The sequence below is a fragment of the Hydrogenophaga sp. Root209 genome (assembly GCF_001428625.1).
In the GTDB taxonomy this organism is placed as follows: Bacteria; Pseudomonadota; Gammaproteobacteria; order Burkholderiales; family Burkholderiaceae_C; genus Hydrogenophaga.
The window spans coordinates 216178-235282 of the sequence record NZ_LMIE01000005.1; the positions used below are offsets into that span (position 1 = coordinate 216178).

The window sequence follows — 19105 nt, forward strand, 5'->3', positions numbered from 1 at the left end:
TTCGCCATCAAAGCGATAACGGCGTTGCTTCGCCTTGCCGTGCTACAGCACTGTCTGCGGCTTCGCGCCTTGTTCTCACTTCGAAGGCGAACCCGTATGCAGCCGCGCGGCCCACACGCTCACGGCCATCGCGGCCAGGAGCACCACCAGGCCCACCTGGTGCAGATCCAGCATGCGGCCCTGCGCGATCATCACGCCACCCAATGCGGCACCCAGCGCCTGCCCGCCGTACATCGCCGAGGTGTTGAGCGCGACCGTGGCCGAGGCCAACTCGGGCGAGATGTGCACCAGCCGCGCCTGCTGTGCGGAATTGCATGAGAAGCAGCCCAGCGCCCAGGGGATGAGCACGAAGGCCTGGGCCCAGAAGCCGTGGCGTCCCAGTGGCCACAGCAGCAGGCTCAGCACCATGGTGCCCAAGGTGATCAGCACCGCGTTGGGCGCGCCGATGCGGTCGATGAAGCGCGTGACCGCCACGTTGCCCGCCAGGCCGAAGACGCCGAACCACAGGAACATCAGCGACAGCATCGCGCCGCCGGCGCCCAGCGTCTGGGCGAAATAGGGCGCAAAGTAAGAGAACAGCGTGAACTGTCCGAAGGCCGAGAGCAGCGTCACGCCCACGGCGGTCATCAAAGGCGCCGAGCCCACGGTGCGGCCCCAGGCCTCGCGCGAGAGCGCCGCCGGCTTGATGCCGTCGGGCACCTCGCGCCACACCCAGGCGCCACTGGCAAATGCCATCAGCGCCACCAGACCGAAAGCCCAGCGCCAGCCGAGCTCGCCACTGATCCAGGCCGACAGCGGCATGCCCATCACCGACGCAACCGACCAGCCCAGGAACACGAAGGTGATCGCGCGCCCGCGCTGCGCGGGGCCGACCAGCAGGCCCACGCTGGCCGCCGCTTGCGGGGTGAAGACCGCCGGCGCGATCACGGCCAGCACACGCAGCGGCAACAGCGCCGCGTAGTTCGGTGCCAGTGCGCAGGCAGCGGTGAGCACGCCGTACCAGACCAGCGAGGCCGCGAGCAAGCGGCGCCGGTCCCAGCCAGCGACCAGGCTGGCGAACAGCGGCGCGCCCAGACCCATGAGGATGGCCGCGGCGGTGATGAGCTGGCCCGCCTGCGGGATGGACACGCCCAGCGAGTGGCTGATGTCGTTGAGCGTGCCGGGCACCACCATCACGCCGGTACCGATCACGAAGTTGCCGACCATCAGGGTCCAGAGGGCGCGTGGCAGACCCGTTTGGCTGGTGCTCATCCTTTGTAGACGCCGGGGAAGAACCACAACAGCGCTGCCGTCATGGTGAGATACCGGGCGAACTTGCCGATGGCCATGTACGCCAGGCAGGGCCAGAAGGGAAACTTCATCCAGCCGGCCACGGCGCACAGCGGGTCGCCCACCACCGGCAGCCAGGACATCAGGCAGGCCTTGGGGCCGAAGCGCTCCAGCCACTTCAATGCGCGCACGTCGACGTGGGCGCCGCGCGCGCGGTCCACCGCCTTGTGCGTGCCCAGGCCCATCAGCCAGCTCACGGCGCCGCCCAGCGTGTTGCCGGCGGTGGCCACCAGGATGGCGGGCCAGAACAGCTCGGGGTTCAGTTTGATGAGGCCGAACACCGCGGGCTCGGAACCCATGGGCAACAGGGTGGCCGAGACAAAGGCCACAACGAAGACGGTGCTCAGTCCGAATTCTGGCAAGGCCAGCAGTTGCATCAGGTGGGTGAACCAGTCGGGCATGGGCTGCAGAAAAAAAACGCCGTCAGTCGGCGTTGTGGGTGGCGTTGCGCGTGGTGGTGTGTGAAATGCGAAAGCAAGGGTTCGGATATCGCCTGCTGAAAAAACAGGCAGGTAGAATCTCGGTCCTTCGCATCCCGCATTGGCTGGGTCGGCGAAGGCCACTTCCATCCATCCGCATTCTCCCACCGCCATGCACATCGGGGCCTTCACCCTGCCCAATGCCCTGTTCGTCGCGCCCATGGCTGGTGTGACGGACCGGCCGTTCCGCAAGCTGTGCAAGCGACTGGGTGCTGGCTATGCCGTGAGCGAGATGGTGACCTCGCGCCCCGACCTGCAGGACAGTCTGAAGACATCGCGTCGCGCCAACCACGAGGGCGAAGCCGCGCCGATTGCGGTGCAGATCGCCGGCACCGACGCGCAGATGATGGCCGACGCCGCGCGCTACAACATCGACCGGGGCGCGCAGATCATCGACATCAACATGGGTTGCCCGGCCAAGAAGGTCTGCAACAAATGGGCCGGCTCCGCGCTCATGCAGGACGAGGCATTGGCCATCGAGATCGTGCAGGCCGTGGTGGCCGCGTGCGAACCGCATGGCGTGCCGGTCACTCTCAAGATGCGCACCGGCTGGTGCGCGAGCGTGCGCAACGCACCCACGCTGGCACTGGCTGCCGAAGCCGCAGGCGTGCAGATGCTCACCGTGCACGGCCGCACGCGCGAGCAGGGCTACAAAGGGGAGGCCGAGCACGATACCGTGGCCCACATCAAAAGCCGGGTGCGCATTCCTGTGGTGGCCAATGGCGACATCAACAGCCCCGAGCAGGCGCGCGAGGTGCTGCGCCGCACCGGTGCCGACGCCATCATGATCGGCCGCGCTGCGCAAGGACGACCCTGGATCTTTCGCGAGATTTCGCACTTCCTGGCCACGGGTGAACACCTGCCACCACCCGATCTGGCCGACGTCCGTGGCTGGTTGCTGGACCACCTGCACGACCACTACGACCTGTATGGCGAATTCACCGGCGTGCGCAGCGCGCGCAAGCACCTGGGCTGGTACGCGCAGTCGCTGCCGTTGCCCCCGGGTGCCGCCGCCGTGTTTCGCGCGCGTGTCAACACCACCACCACGGTGGACGAGCAGCTGCGCTGCGTGAGCGAGAGCCTGGACGCCTGGTCCTGCGAAACAACAACAACCCCGAGAGACGACTGGAAACTGGCCGCATGAACAAGAACAACCTGCACGACTGTGTGCGTGCCAGCATGGAAGACTTCTTCCACGACCTCAACGGCACAGACCCGGCCAACCTGCACGACATGCTGGTCAAGGCGGTGGAGAAACCACTGCTCGAAGTGGTGATGGAGCAGGCGCAGCACAACCAGTCGCGCGCCGCGCAATGGTTGGGCCTGAACCGCAACACCCTGCGCAAAAAATTGCTGGAACACAAACTCATCGACTGAGTCCGCCCTTTTCAAAAACCACCAAGAACCTGTTCATGCGCGCACTCATTTCCGTTTCCGACAAGACTGGCATCGTCGAACTCGCCCAAGCCCTGCACAGCCTCGGCGTGTCCCTCATCTCCACCGGCGGCACCGCCAAGCTGCTGGCCGACAAGGGCCTGCCTGTGACCGAGGTGGCCGAGGTCACTGCGTTTCCCGAGATGCTCGATGGACGCGTGAAGACCTTGCACCCCAAGGTGCACGGCGGTTTGCTGGCGCGGCGCGACCTGCCCGAGCACATGGCGGCACTCAAGACGCACGGCATCGACACCATTGACCTGCTGGTCGTCAACCTCTACCCGTTTGAAGCCACTGTCGCCAAGCCCGGCTGCACCCTGGACGACGCGATCGAGAACATCGACATCGGCGGCCCGGCCATGGTGCGCAGCGCGGCCAAGAACTGGAAAGACGTGGCGGTGCTGACCGACGCGGCGCAATACGCCGGCGTGATCGACGAACTCAAGGCCAGTGGCAAGGTCAGCGACGCGACGCGCTTCGCCCTGTCGGTCGCCGCGTTCAACCGCATCAGCAACTACGACGGCGCCATCAGCGACTACCTCTCCAGCATCACGTTCGACGCCGGTGCTGCCGTGCCCGCGCGCAGCGAGTACCCCGCGCAGGCCAACGGCCGCTTCGTGAAACTGCAGGACCTGCGTTACGGCGAGAACCCGCACCAGACCGCCGCCTTCTACCGCGACCTGTACCCCGCACCCGGCTCGCTGGTGACGGCGAAGCAGCTGCAGGGCAAGGAGCTCAGCTACAACAACATCGCCGATGCCGACGCGGCTTGGGAATGCGTGAAGAGTTTCGACGTGCCCGCGTGCGTGATCGTCAAACACGCCAACCCTTGTGGGGTGGCCGTGGGCAAGGACGCGCTCGAGGCCTACAGCAAAGCCTTCCAGACCGACCCGACCAGCGCCTTCGGCGGCATCATCGCGCTCAACCGTGTGCTCGACGGCGCGGGCGCGCAGGCGATCAGCAAACAGTTCGTCGAAGTGCTGATGGCGCCGGGCTACACGCCCGAGGCACTGGAGGTGTTCAAGGCCAAGGCCAATGTGCGCGTGCTCGAGATCGCGCTGCCGCCGGGCGGACCCACCGCCTGGGACAAAGGGCAGAACCTCACCGACATCAAGCGCGTTGGTTCAGGCCTGCTGATGCAGTCGGCCGACAACCATGTGCTCACCCGAGCCGACCTCAAGGTGGTGACCAGGTTGCAACCCACCGAACAGCAACTCGACGACCTCATGTTTGCCTGGACGGTCGCCAAGTTCGTCAAGTCCAACGCCATCGTGTTCTGCAAGGACGGCATGACCATGGGCGTGGGCGCGGGCCAGATGAGTCGGCTCGATTCGGCGCGCATTGCCAGCATCAAGGCGGGCCACGCCAAGCTGTCGCTGCAAGGCACGGCCGTGGCCAGCGATGCCTTCTTCCCGTTCCGCGACGGGCTCGATGTGGTGGTGGACGCGGGCGCGAGCTGCGTGATCCAGCCCGGTGGTTCGATGCGCGATCAGGAGGTGATCGACGCGGCGGACGAGCGCGGTGTGGTGATGGTTTACAGCGGCGTGCGCCATTTCCGGCATTGAACGTGCCCGCCCAATGAAGAAGGCCGCTGGTTCACAGCGGCCTTTTTCGTTGGACTTCTCGATGCTTCAGCGCGGCAGCCCTTTGAAGACCTCGCGCGCAGCCGCTACCGTGTCCGCGATGTCCTGCGCGGTGTGCGCCGCACTCACGAAGCCGGCCTCGTACAAGGCCGGCGCGATGTACACGCCCCGGTCCAGCAGCCCATGGAAGAGTTGGTTGAAGGTGGGGCCGTCGGTGGTCATCACCTTGGCGTAGTTCTGCGGCAGTTGGTCGAAGAGGAAGAAACCGAACATGCCGCCCTGGCTGTCGCCGCACATCGTCACGCCTTCGGCGTGGGCGGCGCTGGTCAGGCCGTCCACCAGCGAGCGTGTGGTGGCCGACAGCGCTTCGAAGAAACCCGGCTTCTGAATTTCGCGCAGCGTGGCCAGTCCACAGGCCGTGGCCACGGGGTTGCCCGAGAGCGTGCCCGCCTGGTACACGCCGCCCAAGGGAGCGAGTTGTTCCATCACCGCGCGCTTGGCGCCAAAGGCGGCCAGCGGCATGCCCCCGCCGATCACCTTGCCCATCACCGTCATGTCGGGCTCGAAGCCGGGAATGAGCTGGGCGTACACGCTCTGCGCGCCGCCGAGCGCGACACGGAAACCGGTCATCACCTCGTCGAAGGCGAGCAGTGCGCCGTGTTGCGTGCACAACTCGCGGCAGCGCTTCATGAAAGGCACGCTGGCGCGCACGAAGTTCATGTTGCCCGCGATGGGCTCGATGATCAGGCAGGCCACTTCGGGGCCGTGCTCGACGAAAGCCGCTTCAAGTTGCTCGATGTTGTTGTACTCCAGCACGATGGTGTGCTGCACCACCTCGGGCGGCACGCCGGCGCTGGTGGGGTTGCCGAAGGTGGCCAGTCCGGAGCCCGCTTTCACCAGCAGCGCGTCGGCGTGGCCGTGGTAACAGCCCTCGAACTTGATGATCTTCTTGCGTCCGGTCGCGCCGCGCGCCAGGCGGATCGTGCTCATGCCGGCTTCGGTGCCGGAGCTCACCAGCCGCACCATCTCGATGCTGGGCACGAGCTTGATGATCTCTTCGGCGAGCTCCACCTCGCGCTCGGTCGGTGCACCGTAGGAAAAACCTTCGAGCACCGCCTTCTGCACCGCTTCCACCACGGCCGGGTGACCATGGCCCAGGATCATCGGACCCCACGAGCCGATGTAGTCGATGTAGCGCTGACCGTTGGCGTCCCAGAAATAGGCGCCCTGGGCTCTTTGCACAAAGCGGGGCGTGCCACCCACCGCTCGGAAAGCGCGCACCGGCGAATTCACGCCGCCCGGGATCAGGGCCTTGGCGCGGTCAAACAGTTGCTGGTTGCGATCGACAGTGGTCATGGAGCGAAGCTGCGTTGGTGGGTAGCACGCGCAAGCTTGCACTGCGCGCGGGAGGGTCAATGCCTGGTCGTGTCCAGGGGGAAGTCGTCTGCGTCGAGCGTGCTGTCCGAGGCAGGTTCCGCCGAGGCGTCTTCGTCTTCTTCATCTTCTTCGTGCGCCCAGAACAGCCGGTCGGGCACGGCATGCCCCATGCCGGGTTGAAAGCCGGCGTCCAGACATTGGTCCAGGTAGGTCAGGGCCTCCGCGCAGGCCGATTGAAGATCGGAGCCACCCGCAATCAGCGCACACAGAGCTGCCGACAAGGTATCACCCGCGCCGCTGAAGGTGGCCTCAAACCGCTCGTAGCGCGCCGTGGCCAGCACCGCCTCGGGCGAAGCGAGGTGGCTCTCCAGGTACTGATCGGCGGCGTTGAAGCCCGTCACCAGCGTGTAGGGCACGCCGTGCACGGCGGCTGCCCGGGCCACATCGCGCGGGCTCGGCGGTCGGTCGCCTTCCCATTCGGGCAACAGCCAGCGGCACAGCGTGCTGTGGTTGCCCACCAGCACGGTGGTTTGCGGCAGCAAGAGTTCGGCACTCGCGTCGAGGTAGGTCTCGATGGCGAGTTCGTCCCACCAGGACAGGTCGGGCATGTAGGCGATGACCGGCACGTCGGCATAGTCGGCGGTGATCTCGGCCACCACGCTGAGGTTTTCGGGGTTGCCCACGAAGCCGACCTTGAAGGCCTGCACCGGCATGTCTTCCAGAGCGCAGCGCGCCTGGTCGGCCACGGCCTCCTCGTCGAAGGCAAAGTGATCGTGGATGTCGGACGTGTCGCGCACATAGGCGCCGGTGACGACCGACAGCACATGCACCGATGCGCTGGACATGGCGGTGATGTCGGCGCTCAGGCCGCCCGCGCCACTGGGGTCGTTGGCGTTGAACACCATCACGCACGGCAGGGTGGCCTCCCCTGGCGGGGGAAGGGCGGCAGGTGTTGTTTTTTCGGGCGTATCGGGCATGGGTTGAGAGAGGGATCGATTTCGTGTGGAAGATGCCCGCAGAATGATCCTGGCGCTCCAAACAAGGCATTGGACAGGGGCCAGAATCCACTTCCAGCAGGCTGTACCTCGCTCGATACAATGCTTGCATTCTATGACAAGGCCCCCTATAACCATGACCGAAACGAAGACTTGGATGTGCCTGATTTGTGGCTGGATTTACGACGAAGCGCAAGGTGCGCCGGAGCACGGCGTACCGGCTGGAACCCCGTGGTCTCAGGTGCCGATGAACTGGACTTGCCCCGAATGCGGCGCTCGCAAAGAGGACTTCGAGATGGTCCAAATCTGATCAATAAATTCCCGTCGCACTGGCATACACAGACCGAGGCACGGGCTCCCTGGCCCGAGTGCCGCACTTCCTGACCCATTCCTGGAGCCTGTGAATCGTGAGCCCAACACCCGCCCTGAAAGTTCTGGTTGTCGACGACAGCAACACCATTCGGCGAAGCGCCGAAATCTTCCTCAAGCAGGGTGGGCACGAAGTCCTGCTGGCTGACGATGGCTTCGATGCCCTCGCCAAGATCAACGACTACCAACCCGATCTGGTTTTCTGCGACATCCTGATGCCCCGCCTCGACGGCTATCAGACCTGCGCCATCATCAAGCGCAACGCCAAGTTCGCCAACATTCCTGTTGTCATGCTGTCCTCCAAGGATGGCGTCTTTGACAAAGCCCGCGGACGCATGGTGGGCTCGCAGGACTACCTCACCAAACCTTTCACCAAAGACCAACTGCTGCATGCCGTGCAGCAGTTCGGCGCCAACCTAGCCGGAGCTGCATGATGGCCATCCACAAAATCCTCGTTGTTGACGATTCAAAAACCGAACTCATGGTGCTGTCCGATCTGCTGAGTAAAAACGGCTACAGCGTGAGGACCGCTGAGAATGCGGACGAGGCCTTCCGTCGCTTGGGAGAGGAAAAGCCTGACCTGATCCTGATGGACGTTGTGATGCCCGGTCAAAATGGATTTCAGTTGACGCGTGCCATCACCCGCGATCCTCAGTATTCGAACATTCCGATCGTGATGTGCACCAGCAAAAGCCTGGAGACGGATCGGGTTTGGGGCATGCGACAGGGGGCACGCGACTACGTGACCAAACCTGTCAACGGTGAAGAGTTGCTGTCGAAGATCCGGGCGTTGGCCTGAACCACCTTGAATTGAACCCTACCGAGCATGGCCAAACGACAATCACTGAAGGAGCTGCAGGAACGTTTGGCTCAGCGATTGAGCGTTGCCAAAACAGAGGCCGTAACAGCGGCCTGGCTGGCGGTGGAGTCCAACGGAAGCCGCTATCTCCTTCCGCTGGTTCAGTCCGGTGAAATCTTCCCCTGGTCTGCGGTGCAGCGAGTCCCGTACACCAAGCCTTGGTACTTGGGTGTGGCCAGCTTGCGGGGTGGCCTGCACGGTGTCATCGATCTTGCTGCGCTGGTGGAGTCTGCGAGCCCTGTTGCTGGCTCGGCTGCGCTGGCGAGTCAGGGCGAGCGCATCACCTCGGAGTCGCGTTTGGTCAGTCTGCACACCGCATTGGGGGTGAACGCAGTGATCTGGATTGATCGTCTCCTGGGGCTGCGAAGTGCTGCCATGTTCAGCGGCTTCGGGTCCAAGCCGGATGGCGCACCATCCTATTTCAATCGATCGTTGATGGATGCCCAGGGCTTGCATTGGCAGGAGCTGGATCTGCAGGTGTTGGTGGGCGAGCCCGAATTCCTCGCAATTGCGGCCTGACAACCACGCAGGTTGATCAGACCGATCTTTTCTCATTTGTTTTCTGTTGGAAGGTGTTTACATGGCCACGCTTGATCGATTCCAGGGACTGTTCAAGAAAAAAGCCGATGATGAACGCGACCTGTCCACCGTGACCGACCAGGAAGCCGCCGAACTGGCAGCTGCCCGCTTGGCTCCCGATCCTCAGGCGGATGACTATTCCGGCAATCTGCTCATGGCCGACGACGATGAAGGTTCCGAGCAGTCCGGGTTGATCTCGGTGCCCTTGCTGGGGCGCCGGCCTGCAGAGCAACACCAACGCACGCTCGCCGTGTTGCTGGCTTTTGGTCTGATCGTGCTCGGTGCGGTCACCTTCTTCGTTTTGAGCCAGACCGAGAAAGTCAGTCAGCAGTTGGCCGCCAGCGGTCAGGCGCTGATGCAGTCGCAGCGTCTGGCGAAGAGCGTTTCCCAGGCCTTGATCGGCAGCCCTGCTGCCTTCCCCGAGGTGCGTGACAGCTCTGACGTGTTGTCGCGCAGCTTGCGAGGTCTCAAGCAAGGCGACACCGACATGTCTATCGACGCCTTGGGCCCTGACTACACCGCCCGCCTCGACGAACTGCTGCCGAGGATAGACGCAGCTGAAAAGAATGCGTCAGCGGTTCTGGCGCAGGAAAGCATCCTGACCCAGGTGGGCAACGCTTTGCGCACCATCAACCGCCAGTCGTCGGACCTGCTGGAAATTGCCGAGACCATCTCTTCGCTCAAGCTGCAGCAAAACGCGCCGGCTGCGGAAATCTCCGCGTCCGGCCAACTCGTGATGTTGACCCAGCGCATCGGCAAGTCGGCCAACGAGTTTCTGACGCTTGAAGGCGTGAGCCCCGAGGCGGTGTTCTTGCTGGGCAAGGACTTGAACACGTTCAAGGAAATCTCGGAAGGTTTGCTCAACGGCAGCGAAGAACTTCGCCTGGCTGCTGCCAGAGACGAACAAGTGCGCGAGCGTCTCGGTGCGCTGCTGAAACTGTACGAACAGACGCGGGTGGAAGCGGGCGCCATTCTGGGCAACCTGCAAGGTCTGGTGTCAGCCCGCGAGGCACAGGCCAGCATCATTGCCGACAGTGAGCCGCTGCGTCTGGGTCTGCAGAACCTGCAGTCGGAACTCACCTCGCGTTCCGGGCTGAGCGGCGGCGAATTCGGCGCCTTGCTCTTTTCGGCGCTGTTTGCCCTGTTGTGCGCCGGTGGTCTGGCTTATGTGCAGCTGCAGGAAAGCCGGCAACGTCAACTGACGGCGGAATCGCAGCGTCTGGCGGCTGAGTCGCTGGAGCAAGATGCCAAACGCGTCAACGACGCCAACCAGGCCGCCATTTTGCGTTTGATGAACGAACTGCAAACGGTGGCTGAAGGTGATTTGACCCAGGAAGCCACGGTGACCGAAGACATCACCGGTGCCATTGCCGACTCGGTGAACTACACGGTGGAGGAGCTGCGCTCGCTGGTGGGCAACGTGCAAGCCACGGCCACGCGCGTGGCGCAAACGACGTCAGCGGTGGAGAGCACGTCCACCGAACTGCTGGCAGCGTCCACCGAACAGCTTCGGGAAATTCGCGAAACGGGCCAGTCGGTGCTCGACATGGCTCAGCGAATCAACCAGGTGTCCGGTCAGGCGCAGGAGTCGGCCACGGTGGCCCGTGCTTCGCTGCAAGCGGCCGAGTCGGGTCTGCAGGCGGTGCAGGACGCCATCGGCGGCATGAACTCGATTCGCGATCAGATTCAGGAAACTTCCAAGCGCATCAAACGGCTGGGTGAGTCGTCGCAGGAGATTGGCGAGATCACCGAACTGATCTCCGACATTACCGAACAGACCAACGTGCTCGCATTGAACGCCGCCATCCAGGCCGCGTCGGCCGGTGAAGCTGGCCGAGGCTTCTCGGTGGTGGCGGAAGAGGTGCAGCGACTGGCCGAACGTTCTGCCGATGCGACGCGACAGATTTCGGCGCTGGTGAAGGCGATTCAGACCGACACGCAGGACGCGGTAGCCGCCATGGAACGCTCCACGCAGGGTGTGGTCGAGGGTGCGAAGCTCTCCGACAACGCCGGTACCGCTCTGTCCGAGATCGATCGCGTTTCGCGCCGGCTGGCCGAGCTGATCGAGCAGATTTCCAACGCGGCGTCGCGAGAAGCCGATTCCGCGAACGAGGTGGCGGGGAACATCCAGCACATTTTTGCCGTGACGGAGCAGACCGGGGAAGGTACCCGCTCCACGGCGCAGCAGGTGCGTGAACTCTCGGTGATGGCAGAAGAACTTCGCCAGTCGGTATCGCGATTCAAGATCGCCTGATTGCCCCAGTCGGACCCTTACTCCAAGATCAACATGCTCGACACCGCTACCGACAGTCCGCAGATGGATCCACCTGTCGCCGACCTCGGTCCGTTGGCATGGGTATTCGACGAGCTGCGCAAATCGCTGGATGGCGCCAACAAGGCGATCAAGCGGTTTGTGCGTGAGACGGAACAATCGCGCATGGACGACCTGCAGGCGGTTGATCCGGCCTCGCTGCGTCAGGCGCGTCAGCAACTGCATCAGGCGGTTGGCGCCTTGGAAATGGTGGGTCTGGGCGCACCAGCCCATGTGCTTCGAGCCATGGAGGCGGCGGTTCAGCGGTTTGTCCAGCGACCTCAGAGCTGCAATGAAGAGGCGGCGGCAAAGGTCGAGCGCGCCAGCTTCGCCCTGGTGGAATACCTGGAAGCGGTTCTGAACAACAAACCGGTGCAACCCGTCGCCTTGTTCTCCCAATACAGGGAAGTGCAGGAACTGGCTGCGGCCGAGCGCGTGCACCCTGCCGATCTGTGGCCGTTCGATCACCACGGCGTGAACGTGGTGGCCCCAGCCGACCGGACGCCGCTCGAATGCAACGCGGCCATCCGTTCCTTGTTTGACCGCCTGGTGTTGCTGGCCGTCAAGACGGAAAGCCAGGCGGCGGTACAGCAGTTGGTGAAGATCAGCGCTGGACTGTCTGCGGGAGCTGTGGATACCCGAGCCCGAACCTTCTGGCGTGTGGCAGCCGGCTTCTTTGAAGCGGTTGCGCACCGTCTGTTGCCCACCGACGTCTATGTCAAACGGGCTTTTTCGCGGATCCTGATGCAGTTCGTGACCTTGTCGCAAGGCAAGTCGCAGGTATCAGAAACACTGCTGCACGATCTTTTGTTTTTCTGCGCCCAACCGCATGAGGTGTCCAGTCAACTGGCGCCGCAGCTGGCAGCCGTCAGACAGGCATTTGGTCTGGGCGCCGTTGAGGCGGTCGACTACCACGTGGCCACACTCGGCCGCTATGACCCGGCAGTCCTCGCCCAGGCGCGCAAGCGCATCAATGCGGCCAAGGAGGCTTGGTCGCTGTATTCCGGCGGTGACGCCAGTCGGGCCCGTCAGGTGGCCGATCAGTTCGGCTTGATTGGCGACTCGCTGCTCAAGTTGCATCCAGCCAGCAAGGTGCTGGCCCAGGCCTTGGTGAAGGCGGCAGACCATGCGGTGCGCGAGCCCGGTGGCGTGAGTCCTGAACTGGCGATGGAAGTGGCCACCACCACGCTGTACCTCGAAGCGGCCTTTGAAGATTTCGATCCCCGCGCGCCCGAGCTCACCGAGCGCACGCAGGCGCTCGCCGATCGCCTTGAAGCCGTGATGGCCGGTCAGCCCGCACAACCGCTGGACACCTGGATGGAGCAGCTGTACCGCCGGGTGAGCGATCGCCAGACCATGGGCAGTGTGGTGGGTGAACTCAAGGTGTCCCTGGGGGAGGTCGAGAAGTCGCTCGACCAGTTCTTCCGCACACCGCAGGAAAAAGCAGGCTTGCACGTCGCCGTCTCGCAGATGGCTCAGATGCGTGGCGTGCTGTCGGTGCTGGGGCTGGAGCAAGCGGTTCATGCCGTCACCCGCATGCGCACCATGGTCGAGCAGATCCTCGACACGGAAGTGGACGAGGCGTTGGCGCGCGAAGCGGGTACGTTCCAGCAGTTGGGCAACAACCTGAGTGCCATGAGCCTGCTGGTGGACATGCTCAACTACCAGCCGAATCTGGCCAAGAAGTTGTTTGTCTTTGACGAAGACAAGGGTGAGTTGCTCCCGCTCATGGGCCGCACGATCAATACGGAACTGCACCACCCGCCAGTGCACGACGAGGCCCGCGCCATCAGCGATGGCGTGCAGCAGGTCGTCAACGAAGTCCAGGGCGGCATGAACCTGGTCGATCTGAGCCAGCAACTCGATTCATTGGCCGAGCAGGCCACGCTCGCCGAGCAGTCGGGTGTGGCGCGCGCCGCGCGTGAGGCGGCCGGCGCGGTGGTCGGGAACGATGCAGCGGCGGGTGCACAGGCTTTGGTGGGGCTTTCCGAAGCCTCTCTCGCGGCCCATGAGCGCGAGCCGGTCGACGCTACCGGTGAAGACAATGATGAAGACGATCTGCTCGACATCTTCCTGGAAGAAGCCCGGGAAGTGGTGGGCAATGGCCTGGATGCGATTGCGCAGTTGCGCGTGCAACCGGGTGATCTGGAGCACCTCACCACCCTGCGCCGCGCGTTTCACACCCTCAAGGGCAGTTCGCGCATGGTCGGACTGGAGGAATTTGGCCAGGCGGCATGGTCCATGGAGCAATTGGTCAACACCGTGTTGGCTGAGCAGCGACCTGCAGGCCAGCCATTGCTGATGCTGACGGAACAAGCCATGACCGACTTTGGTCGGTGGGTGGATGACATCTCGGCGCGGCGCGAAGAGCACTGGAAGGCGCAGCCCTTCAAGGCCAGCGCCGAAGCCCTGCGCGACCAGGGCCTTTTCCTGCCATTGGCGCACGCGGCCGCGTCCGAAGGCGCGTCTTCGCCAATCAAAGAAGAACCCCTGTTCGACATGGCGGCGCCGGAAGAATCCGTCGCCACTGCCGCTGCCTCTGAGCCTGCTGTCCTGGAGGCCGCTGAAATGGCGTCTTCTCATGTCGAGGCCATCGACGCTGCGCAGTCGGACGTGGACTTCGATCTTGGCGAGTTGGCGGAAGTCGATGATCTGCCTTCACAGGAGGCGCCTGAAGAAGCCATTCAGATCGACACCGCGTTCCTCGACTTTGAACCGCCATCGCCTCCAAGTGAATTGCCTGCTCCAGAGCAGATGCTCGCGGACATCGACTTCGGCAGCCTGGCGGCTTTCTCGTCGAGCGAAGCCGCCAAGGCTGAAGAAGCCGATCCCTTGCCAGTGGCCGAAACCGTACTGTTGCTCGAAGAGCCCATGGCGTTGGAGCAAGATGCCGCTGCGCAAGAGGCCGATCCGGTGGAGAGTCCCGAACAAGTTGGTGAAACGGACATGCCCGATGAGCAGACGCGGGTGATTGGCTCGCTGCGCATCGGCCTCAAGCTCTACAACGTGTACCTCAACGAGGCGGACGAGTGGTCGCGCCGCTTGTGCACGGGTCTGGCCGAATGGGCGCTTGAGCGTCACGAGCCCGTGCCGGAGCAATCCGAAGCACTTGCACACTCGTTGGCCGGCAGCTCTGCCACGGTTGGATTCCAGTCGCTGTCGGACATCGCCCGAGCCCTTGAGCATGCGATCGGGTCGGTCGGTCTTCATCAGCGGGCCGGCGCCCCGGCCACAGCCGAGCAAGCCAAGTTGTTCGTTGATGCATCCGAAGACATTCGCCGGCTTCTGCATCAGTTTGCTGCCGGCTTTCTCAAGGAGCCCGATCCACAGCTGATGGACGCGCTGTACCGGGTGGTCCACGATCCGGTGCCTGACGAATCCCTGCTGCACACCGATGACGTGTCGGTCATGGATGAACCGGTCATCGAGACGCCGGTGCCCGAAGAGCCGGTGCTTGCCCAGCCGGACGTCGCTGCGTCGACCTTGGCGCCTTTGACGACCTTCGACCTGCCTGCGATGGTCGAAACCACGATCGATTTTGTTCCTCCGCACGCAGACACCCACCGCATCGAACATGCCGCGGTGCAGGACATCGACGACGACATCGATGTGCTGGACACGATCGACATCGATCTGTTCCCGATCTTTGCGGAAGAAGCCCAGGAACTGCTGCCCCAGCTCGAAGGCGCGTTGCGCCAATGGGTGGCGCGACCGGACAACGGCAGTGCCCGATCGGAAGTGCTGCGCAATCTGCACACGCTCAAGGGCAGTGCGCGTCTGGCAGGCGCGTTGCGCCTGGGCGAGATGGTTCACCGAATGGAAACCACGGCCGAGCGACTGGGCTCCGACGTGCAACGCAGCGCCGATCTGGAGCCTTTGCAGTCTGCGTTTGATGCCATCAGCGCCCGTTTTGAAGTGCTGCGTCGCCAGGATCCCGAGTCCGTCGATGTGGTGCAGACCGCTCCCGAGCACATCGTTTCCGAGCCGGCCGCAGCCCTGGCGCCAACAGCCACCGACGGGACACCGGATCTGTCCACCGACGTCGTGGCGGTGCGGGGCATGGAAGGGCTCACCATGCCGGTGGCGCCCACGGTGTCGCAGGCTCGTGCGGGTGCTGCTGTGCGCGTGCGTCCCGAGTTGCTCGACCGCCTGGTCAACCAGGCTGGCGAGGTGATGATCACCCGCTCGCGCATGGAGTCCGAACTGGTGACGCTGCGGGGTTCGCTGAAAGATCTCACGGGCAACCTGGACCGCCTGCGTGGCCAGTTGCGCGACATCGAGCTGCAGGCCGAGACACAGATGCAGTCCCGCCTGGCCCAGGCACGCGACGCGGATCAGTCGTTCGATCCGCTCGAATTCGACCGGTTCACCCGCGTGCAGGAGCTCACCCGCATGATGGCGGAGTCGGTGAACGACGTGGCCACCGTGCAGCGCAATCTGCAGCGCGCGGTGGAATCGACCGAAGACAGTCTGGTGGCCCAAGGCCGGCAGACCCGCGAGTTGCAGCGCGATCTCTTGCGCACGCGCATGGTGGAATTCGAGGGCATTTCCGAGCGGCTGTACCGTGTGGTCCGGCAAGCGTCCAAGGAAACCGGCAAACAGGTTCGCCTGGACATCACCGGCGGCAACATCGAAATGGACCGTGGCGTGCTCGACCGCATGACCGCTGCGTTCGAACACCTGCTGCGCAACAGCGTGGTGCATGGCATCGAGACGCCCGAAGCCCGTGTGGCCGCCGGCAAGTCGGCCGAAGGTCAGATCGAAATCACGCTGGCGCAGGAACTCAACGACGTGTCGGTGGTGTTCGCCGATGACGGCGCAGGGCTGGATCTGGTGCGCTTGCGCGAGAAGGCGGCCGCGCTGGGTCTGGTCACGTCCGACGCAGACATCAGCGATGCGCACGCCGCTCAACTCGTTTTCGAGCCGGGCATCAGCACCGCGCGTGAAATATCCGAGCTGGCCGGTCGGGGCATCGGCATGGATGTGGTGCGCAACGACGTCGTCGCATTGGGTGGCCGCATCGAGACCGCCACCCAGGCCGGGCAAGGCACCAACTTCAAGCTGGTGCTGCCGCTGACCACGGCGGTGACGCAGGTGGTGATGCTGCGCGCTGGCGCGCTCACCCTGGGCGTGCCGTCCAACCTGGTGGAGCTGGTGCGTCGCGTGAGCAGCGACGAACTGAGCAAGGCCTACGCGAGCGGTTCGCTGATCGTGGCGGGCGAGGAAGTCCCGTTTTTCTGGGCTGGGGCTTTGCTGCAGTCGTCGGTGCAATCGCTGGAGAACAAGGGCCGCACGCTGCCCGTCATGATTTTCCGAAGTGCTGCACAACGGATGGCCATGCACGTGGACGAGGTCCTGGGCAACCAGGAAGTCGTGGTGAAGAACCTGGGCTCACAGCTCTCGCGTTTGCCCGGTCTGGCCGGCATGTCGGTGCTGGCGTCGGGTGCCGTGGCCCTGATCTACAACCCGGTGGCCCTGGCCACGGTGTATGGCGAACAGGTTCGCAGTTGGGTGGCCAGTCGGCAGAAGGCAGCGCTGTCCATGCCCGAGGACGCACCAGCACCCCTGGACATGGCGGTCAATGCCGTGCCTTTGATCCTTGTGGTCGATGACTCCATCACCGTGCGCCGTGTGACGCAACGGCTGCTGCAGCGCGAAGGCTACAGGGTGACGCTGGCGGCCGATGGGCTGCAGGCGCTGGAGAAGCTCCAGGCCGAGCGGCCCACGGTTGTTCTGTCCGACATCGAGATGCCGCGCATGGACGGCTTCGACCTCGTGCGCAACATCCGCAGCGATGCGCGACTGTCCGACCTGCCAGTGATCATGATCACCTCCCGCATCGCGGAGAAACACCGCGAACATGCGCGTGAACTGGGTGTGGATCACTACCTGGGCAAGCCGTACTCCGAAGACGAACTGCTGGCCCTGATCGGCCACTACGCCAAAGCCACCGTCGAGGTTTGAGCTTCAGCCCAGGCAGCCGCGCGCGTCCACCCGCACGATGCGCTCCACCTGGCCTACTGCGAGCCCACCGCGCACCCCGACCATGAAGTCGTGCAGGTTGACCGTGGGGTCGCAATGGCCCGGCACCAGCCAGACGACTTCGCCCAGCGCGGGCAGTGGGTGGCTGCCGTCGGTGTGCAGCACGCCATGTTCATCACCACCGCTGGTGTAGCTCAACCCTTGAGGAAACCACACGCTGGGCATGCCGCTGTCGATAGCGTGGCTTTTGTGGCCGGCGTCGCACACCGCGTGGTCGGCGCTGCGGCTCATCACCTGGCTCTTCACGAACAAGGCGTGTTCAAACACCGGCGCCAGCGGCGTGGCCTCGTTGCCGGCGTAGTCGGCGTCCATGAACAGGTACGAGCCCACCTGCAGCTCGCCCCAGACGCCGCTGGTGGCCTCCAGCAAAAAGGTGCCGGTGCCTGCGCCCGTGACCAGGGGCACCTCGATGCCGGCGGCCCGAAGTGCCTCGCAGGTGGCCCGCACGGCGCGGGTGGATGCGGCCATGGCCTCGGCGCGCTCGGTGGCTGTGCGGCGGTGCTGGGCGCCGCCGTGGTAAGCCTGCAGCCCGGCAAAGCGCAGCATCGGGTGAGCCTTGATCGCCTGTGCCAGCGCCACGGCGGGTGCGCCGGGCGCGGCGCCGCAGCGGCCTTGTCCCACATCGATCTCCACCAGCACGTCCAGGCAGGCGGGCGCGCTCACGCCTGCAGCGTGCAAGGCATGCGCCAGACGCTCCACTCCCTGTGCGCTGTCGACCGCGATGGAAAATCTTGTCGGGAGATCGCGCACCGCATGCGCCAGGCGCAGCAGTTTTGACGGCGCAATCACCTCGTTGCTGATGTAGACGTTGCGCACGCCCGCCCCGGCAAGCGCGAGCGCTTCGTCGGTCTTCTGCACGCACACGCCCACCGCGCCGTGGGCCATCTGCAGCTGGGCCAGCTCGGTGCTTTTGTGCATCTTGGCGTGCGGGCGCAGCCGCACGCCGTGCTCGTTGGCAAATGCCGCCATGCGCGCCAGGTTGCGGTCCATGGCGTCGAGGTCGATCACCAGCGTGGGTGTGTCGACGGCCTCCACACCATGGCCGATCCAGGCCTGCGCCCGGTGCCAGCGCGTCAATGATGCGGATTCATGCATTGCGTTCATCCAGGGTTTTCCGGCGATCGGATTGCAGGTGGCCGGTGTCGGCCCAACCCACCAGGCTGAGGCCTTCGGGCGACCACAGCAGCCGGTTGATGGCGGTGTTGGTCAGCTCCCAGCTGCGCGGCGCTTGCAAGCTCAGGCGCGTGGCGGCGCGGTACAGGATGTCCAGCACGCCGCCGTGCGCCACCATGAGAATCTGCTCGCCCGGATGGCGGGCGGCGAGTTCTTCCACGGTGGACACGACGCGCGCCTCGAGCTGCAACAGCGATTCACCGCCCGCGGGCGCGAAGTCGGGCACCCGCTTGCGCCAGGCCAGAGACTCCTCGGGAAAGCGTTGCTCCAGCTCGCTCCAGGTGTGGCCTTCGAAACGACCAAAGCACCGTTCGCGCAGGCCCACGTGCGTCGTCACGGTCTGGTCGCGCGTGCGGGCGACCGCCTGCGCGGTCTCCAGGGCGCGCAGCAGGTCGCTGGCGTAGCAGGCGGCGATCGGTTCGTCGCGCAGGGCGTGGGCCAGTTGGGCCGCTTGCTGGCGACCGTGATCGTTGAGTTCGATGTCGGTGTGGCCCTGGATGCGCGTGTCGCGGTTCCAGGCGGTCTCACCGTGGCGCACGGCCAGGATGCGGGTGACTTGCAAAGGGTGTCCTTGA

Annotated in this window: 15 protein-coding genes; 9 read left to right on the plus strand and 6 right to left on the minus strand. The window is 64.4% G+C overall.

Features of this window, described 5'->3' with window-relative positions; all coding sequences use genetic code 11:
* Positions 1-75: 75 nt before the first annotated feature.
* Positions 76-1251, minus strand: coding sequence for an MFS transporter (locus tag ASE11_RS06230; protein ID WP_056268019.1), 1176 nt, complete (start codon positions 1249-1251; stop codon positions 76-78).
* Entirely contained in the window at positions 1248-1730 is a 483-nt protein-coding gene (locus ASE11_RS06235; RefSeq protein ID WP_056268022.1) for a YqaA family protein, read from the minus strand. Before ASE11_RS06235 ends, ASE11_RS06230 begins: the two co-directional genes overlap by 4 nt.
* A gap of 190 nt (positions 1731-1920) precedes the next feature.
* On the opposite strand from ASE11_RS06235, the gene dusB reads away from it, so the two are divergent.
* From dusB to purH, 3 genes are read left to right on the plus strand one after another with little or no spacing between them, the layout of a single operon-like run.
* Complete coding sequence (gene dusB, locus ASE11_RS06240) at positions 1921-2952, plus strand: tRNA dihydrouridine synthase DusB (protein WP_056268025.1); 1032 nt, start codon at positions 1921-1923, stop codon at positions 2950-2952.
* Positions 2949-3185 carry a helix-turn-helix domain-containing protein gene (locus tag ASE11_RS06245; RefSeq protein ID WP_056268030.1) on the plus strand — a complete coding sequence of 79 codons (237 nt, stop codon included), beginning with the start codon at positions 2949-2951 and terminating at the stop codon, positions 3183-3185. Before dusB ends, ASE11_RS06245 begins: the two co-directional genes overlap by 4 nt.
* A 29-nt stretch (positions 3186-3214) precedes the next feature.
* Positions 3215-4807, plus strand: coding sequence for a bifunctional phosphoribosylaminoimidazolecarboxamide formyltransferase/IMP cyclohydrolase (purH, locus tag ASE11_RS06250; protein WP_200959316.1), 1593 nt, complete (start codon positions 3215-3217; stop codon positions 4805-4807).
* A 66-nt stretch (positions 4808-4873) separates the two neighbouring features.
* On the opposite strand, the gene hemL is transcribed toward purH, so the two are convergent.
* Both hemL and thiD read right to left on the minus strand, forming a co-directional pair.
* Positions 4874-6181, minus strand: a complete 1308-nt coding sequence (gene hemL / locus ASE11_RS06255) for a glutamate-1-semialdehyde 2,1-aminomutase (protein ID WP_056268038.1) — start codon at positions 6179-6181, stop codon at positions 4874-4876.
* A 56-nt stretch (positions 6182-6237) separates the two neighbouring features.
* Positions 6238-7179, minus strand: coding sequence for a bifunctional hydroxymethylpyrimidine kinase/phosphomethylpyrimidine kinase (thiD, locus tag ASE11_RS06260; RefSeq protein ID WP_056268042.1), 942 nt, complete (start codon positions 7177-7179; stop codon positions 6238-6240).
* Positions 7180-7333: 154 nt separating this feature from the next.
* On the opposite strand from thiD, the gene ASE11_RS06265 reads away from it, so the two are divergent.
* From ASE11_RS06265 to ASE11_RS06290, 6 genes are all read left to right on the plus strand, one after another.
* Complete coding sequence (locus ASE11_RS06265; protein ID WP_056268254.1) at positions 7334-7507, plus strand: rubredoxin; 174 nt, start codon at positions 7334-7336, stop codon at positions 7505-7507.
* Positions 7508-7601: 94 nt separating this feature from the next.
* Positions 7602-8000, plus strand: a complete 399-nt coding sequence (locus tag ASE11_RS06270) for a response regulator (RefSeq protein ID WP_056268045.1) — start codon at positions 7602-7604, stop codon at positions 7998-8000.
* A complete protein-coding gene (locus tag ASE11_RS06275; protein ID WP_056268050.1) occupies positions 8000-8365 on the plus strand; it encodes a response regulator in 366 nt (121 codons plus the stop codon). Before ASE11_RS06270 ends, ASE11_RS06275 begins: the two co-directional genes overlap by 1 nt.
* A gap of 27 nt (positions 8366-8392) precedes the next feature.
* Positions 8393-8944: a chemotaxis protein CheW gene (locus tag ASE11_RS06280; protein WP_056268054.1), complete on the plus strand. Its 552-nt coding sequence runs from the start codon at positions 8393-8395 to the stop codon at positions 8942-8944.
* 61 nt (positions 8945-9005) lie between these two features.
* Positions 9006-11258: a methyl-accepting chemotaxis protein gene (locus tag ASE11_RS06285; RefSeq protein WP_056268058.1), complete on the plus strand. Its 2253-nt coding sequence runs from the start codon at positions 9006-9008 to the stop codon at positions 11256-11258.
* Between the two features lie 33 nt (positions 11259-11291).
* Positions 11292-17279: an Hpt domain-containing protein gene (locus tag ASE11_RS06290; RefSeq protein ID WP_056268259.1), complete on the plus strand. Its 5988-nt coding sequence runs from the start codon at positions 11292-11294 to the stop codon at positions 17277-17279.
* A 3-nt stretch (positions 17280-17282) separates the two neighbouring features.
* On the opposite strand, the gene ASE11_RS06295 is transcribed toward ASE11_RS06290, so the two are convergent.
* Both ASE11_RS06295 and ASE11_RS06300 read right to left on the minus strand, forming a co-directional pair.
* Positions 17283-18461 carry a DSD1 family PLP-dependent enzyme gene (locus ASE11_RS06295; RefSeq protein ID WP_082585563.1) on the minus strand — a complete coding sequence of 393 codons (1179 nt, stop codon included), beginning with the start codon at positions 18459-18461 and terminating at the stop codon, positions 17283-17285.
* Positions 18445-19092 carry a histidine phosphatase family protein gene (locus ASE11_RS06300; protein ID WP_056268066.1) on the minus strand — a complete coding sequence of 216 codons (648 nt, stop codon included), beginning with the start codon at positions 19090-19092 and terminating at the stop codon, positions 18445-18447. Before ASE11_RS06300 ends, ASE11_RS06295 begins: the two co-directional genes overlap by 17 nt.
* Positions 19093-19105 lie beyond the last annotated feature (13 nt).

What these genes read in the sequence shown, in the direction of transcription:
- ASE11_RS06245 (WP_056268030.1), top strand. Translation starts at nt 2,949, where the DNA reads ATGAACAAGAACAACCTGCACGACTGTGTGCGTGCCAGCATGGAAGAC.
- ASE11_RS06290 (WP_056268259.1), top strand. Translation starts at nt 11,292, where the DNA reads ATGCTCGACACCGCTACCGACAGTCCGCAGATGGATCCACCTGTCGCC.
- dusB (WP_056268025.1), top strand. Translation starts at nt 1,921, where the DNA reads ATGCACATCGGGGCCTTCACCCTGCCCAATGCCCTGTTCGTCGCGCCC.
- ASE11_RS06265 (WP_056268254.1), top strand. Translation starts at nt 7,334, where the DNA reads ATGACCGAAACGAAGACTTGGATGTGCCTGATTTGTGGCTGGATTTAC.
- ASE11_RS06285 (WP_056268058.1), top strand. Translation starts at nt 9,006, where the DNA reads ATGGCCACGCTTGATCGATTCCAGGGACTGTTCAAGAAAAAAGCCGAT.
- ASE11_RS06235 (WP_056268022.1), bottom strand. Translation starts at nt 1,730, where the DNA reads ATGCCCGACTGGTTCACCCACCTGATGCAACTGCTGGCCTTGCCAGAA.
- thiD (WP_056268042.1), bottom strand. Translation starts at nt 7,179, where the DNA reads ATGCCCGATACGCCCGAAAAAACAACACCTGCCGCCCTTCCCCCGCCA.
- ASE11_RS06295 (WP_082585563.1), bottom strand. Translation starts at nt 18,461, where the DNA reads ATGAACGCAATGCATGAATCCGCATCATTGACGCGCTGGCACCGGGCG.
- ASE11_RS06230 (WP_056268019.1), bottom strand. Translation starts at nt 1,251, where the DNA reads ATGAGCACCAGCCAAACGGGTCTGCCACGCGCCCTCTGGACCCTGATG.
- ASE11_RS06275 (WP_056268050.1), top strand. Translation starts at nt 8,000, where the DNA reads ATGGCCATCCACAAAATCCTCGTTGTTGACGATTCAAAAACCGAACTC.
- ASE11_RS06280 (WP_056268054.1), top strand. Translation starts at nt 8,393, where the DNA reads ATGGCCAAACGACAATCACTGAAGGAGCTGCAGGAACGTTTGGCTCAG.
- hemL (WP_056268038.1), bottom strand. Translation starts at nt 6,181, where the DNA reads ATGACCACTGTCGATCGCAACCAGCAACTGTTTGACCGCGCCAAGGCC.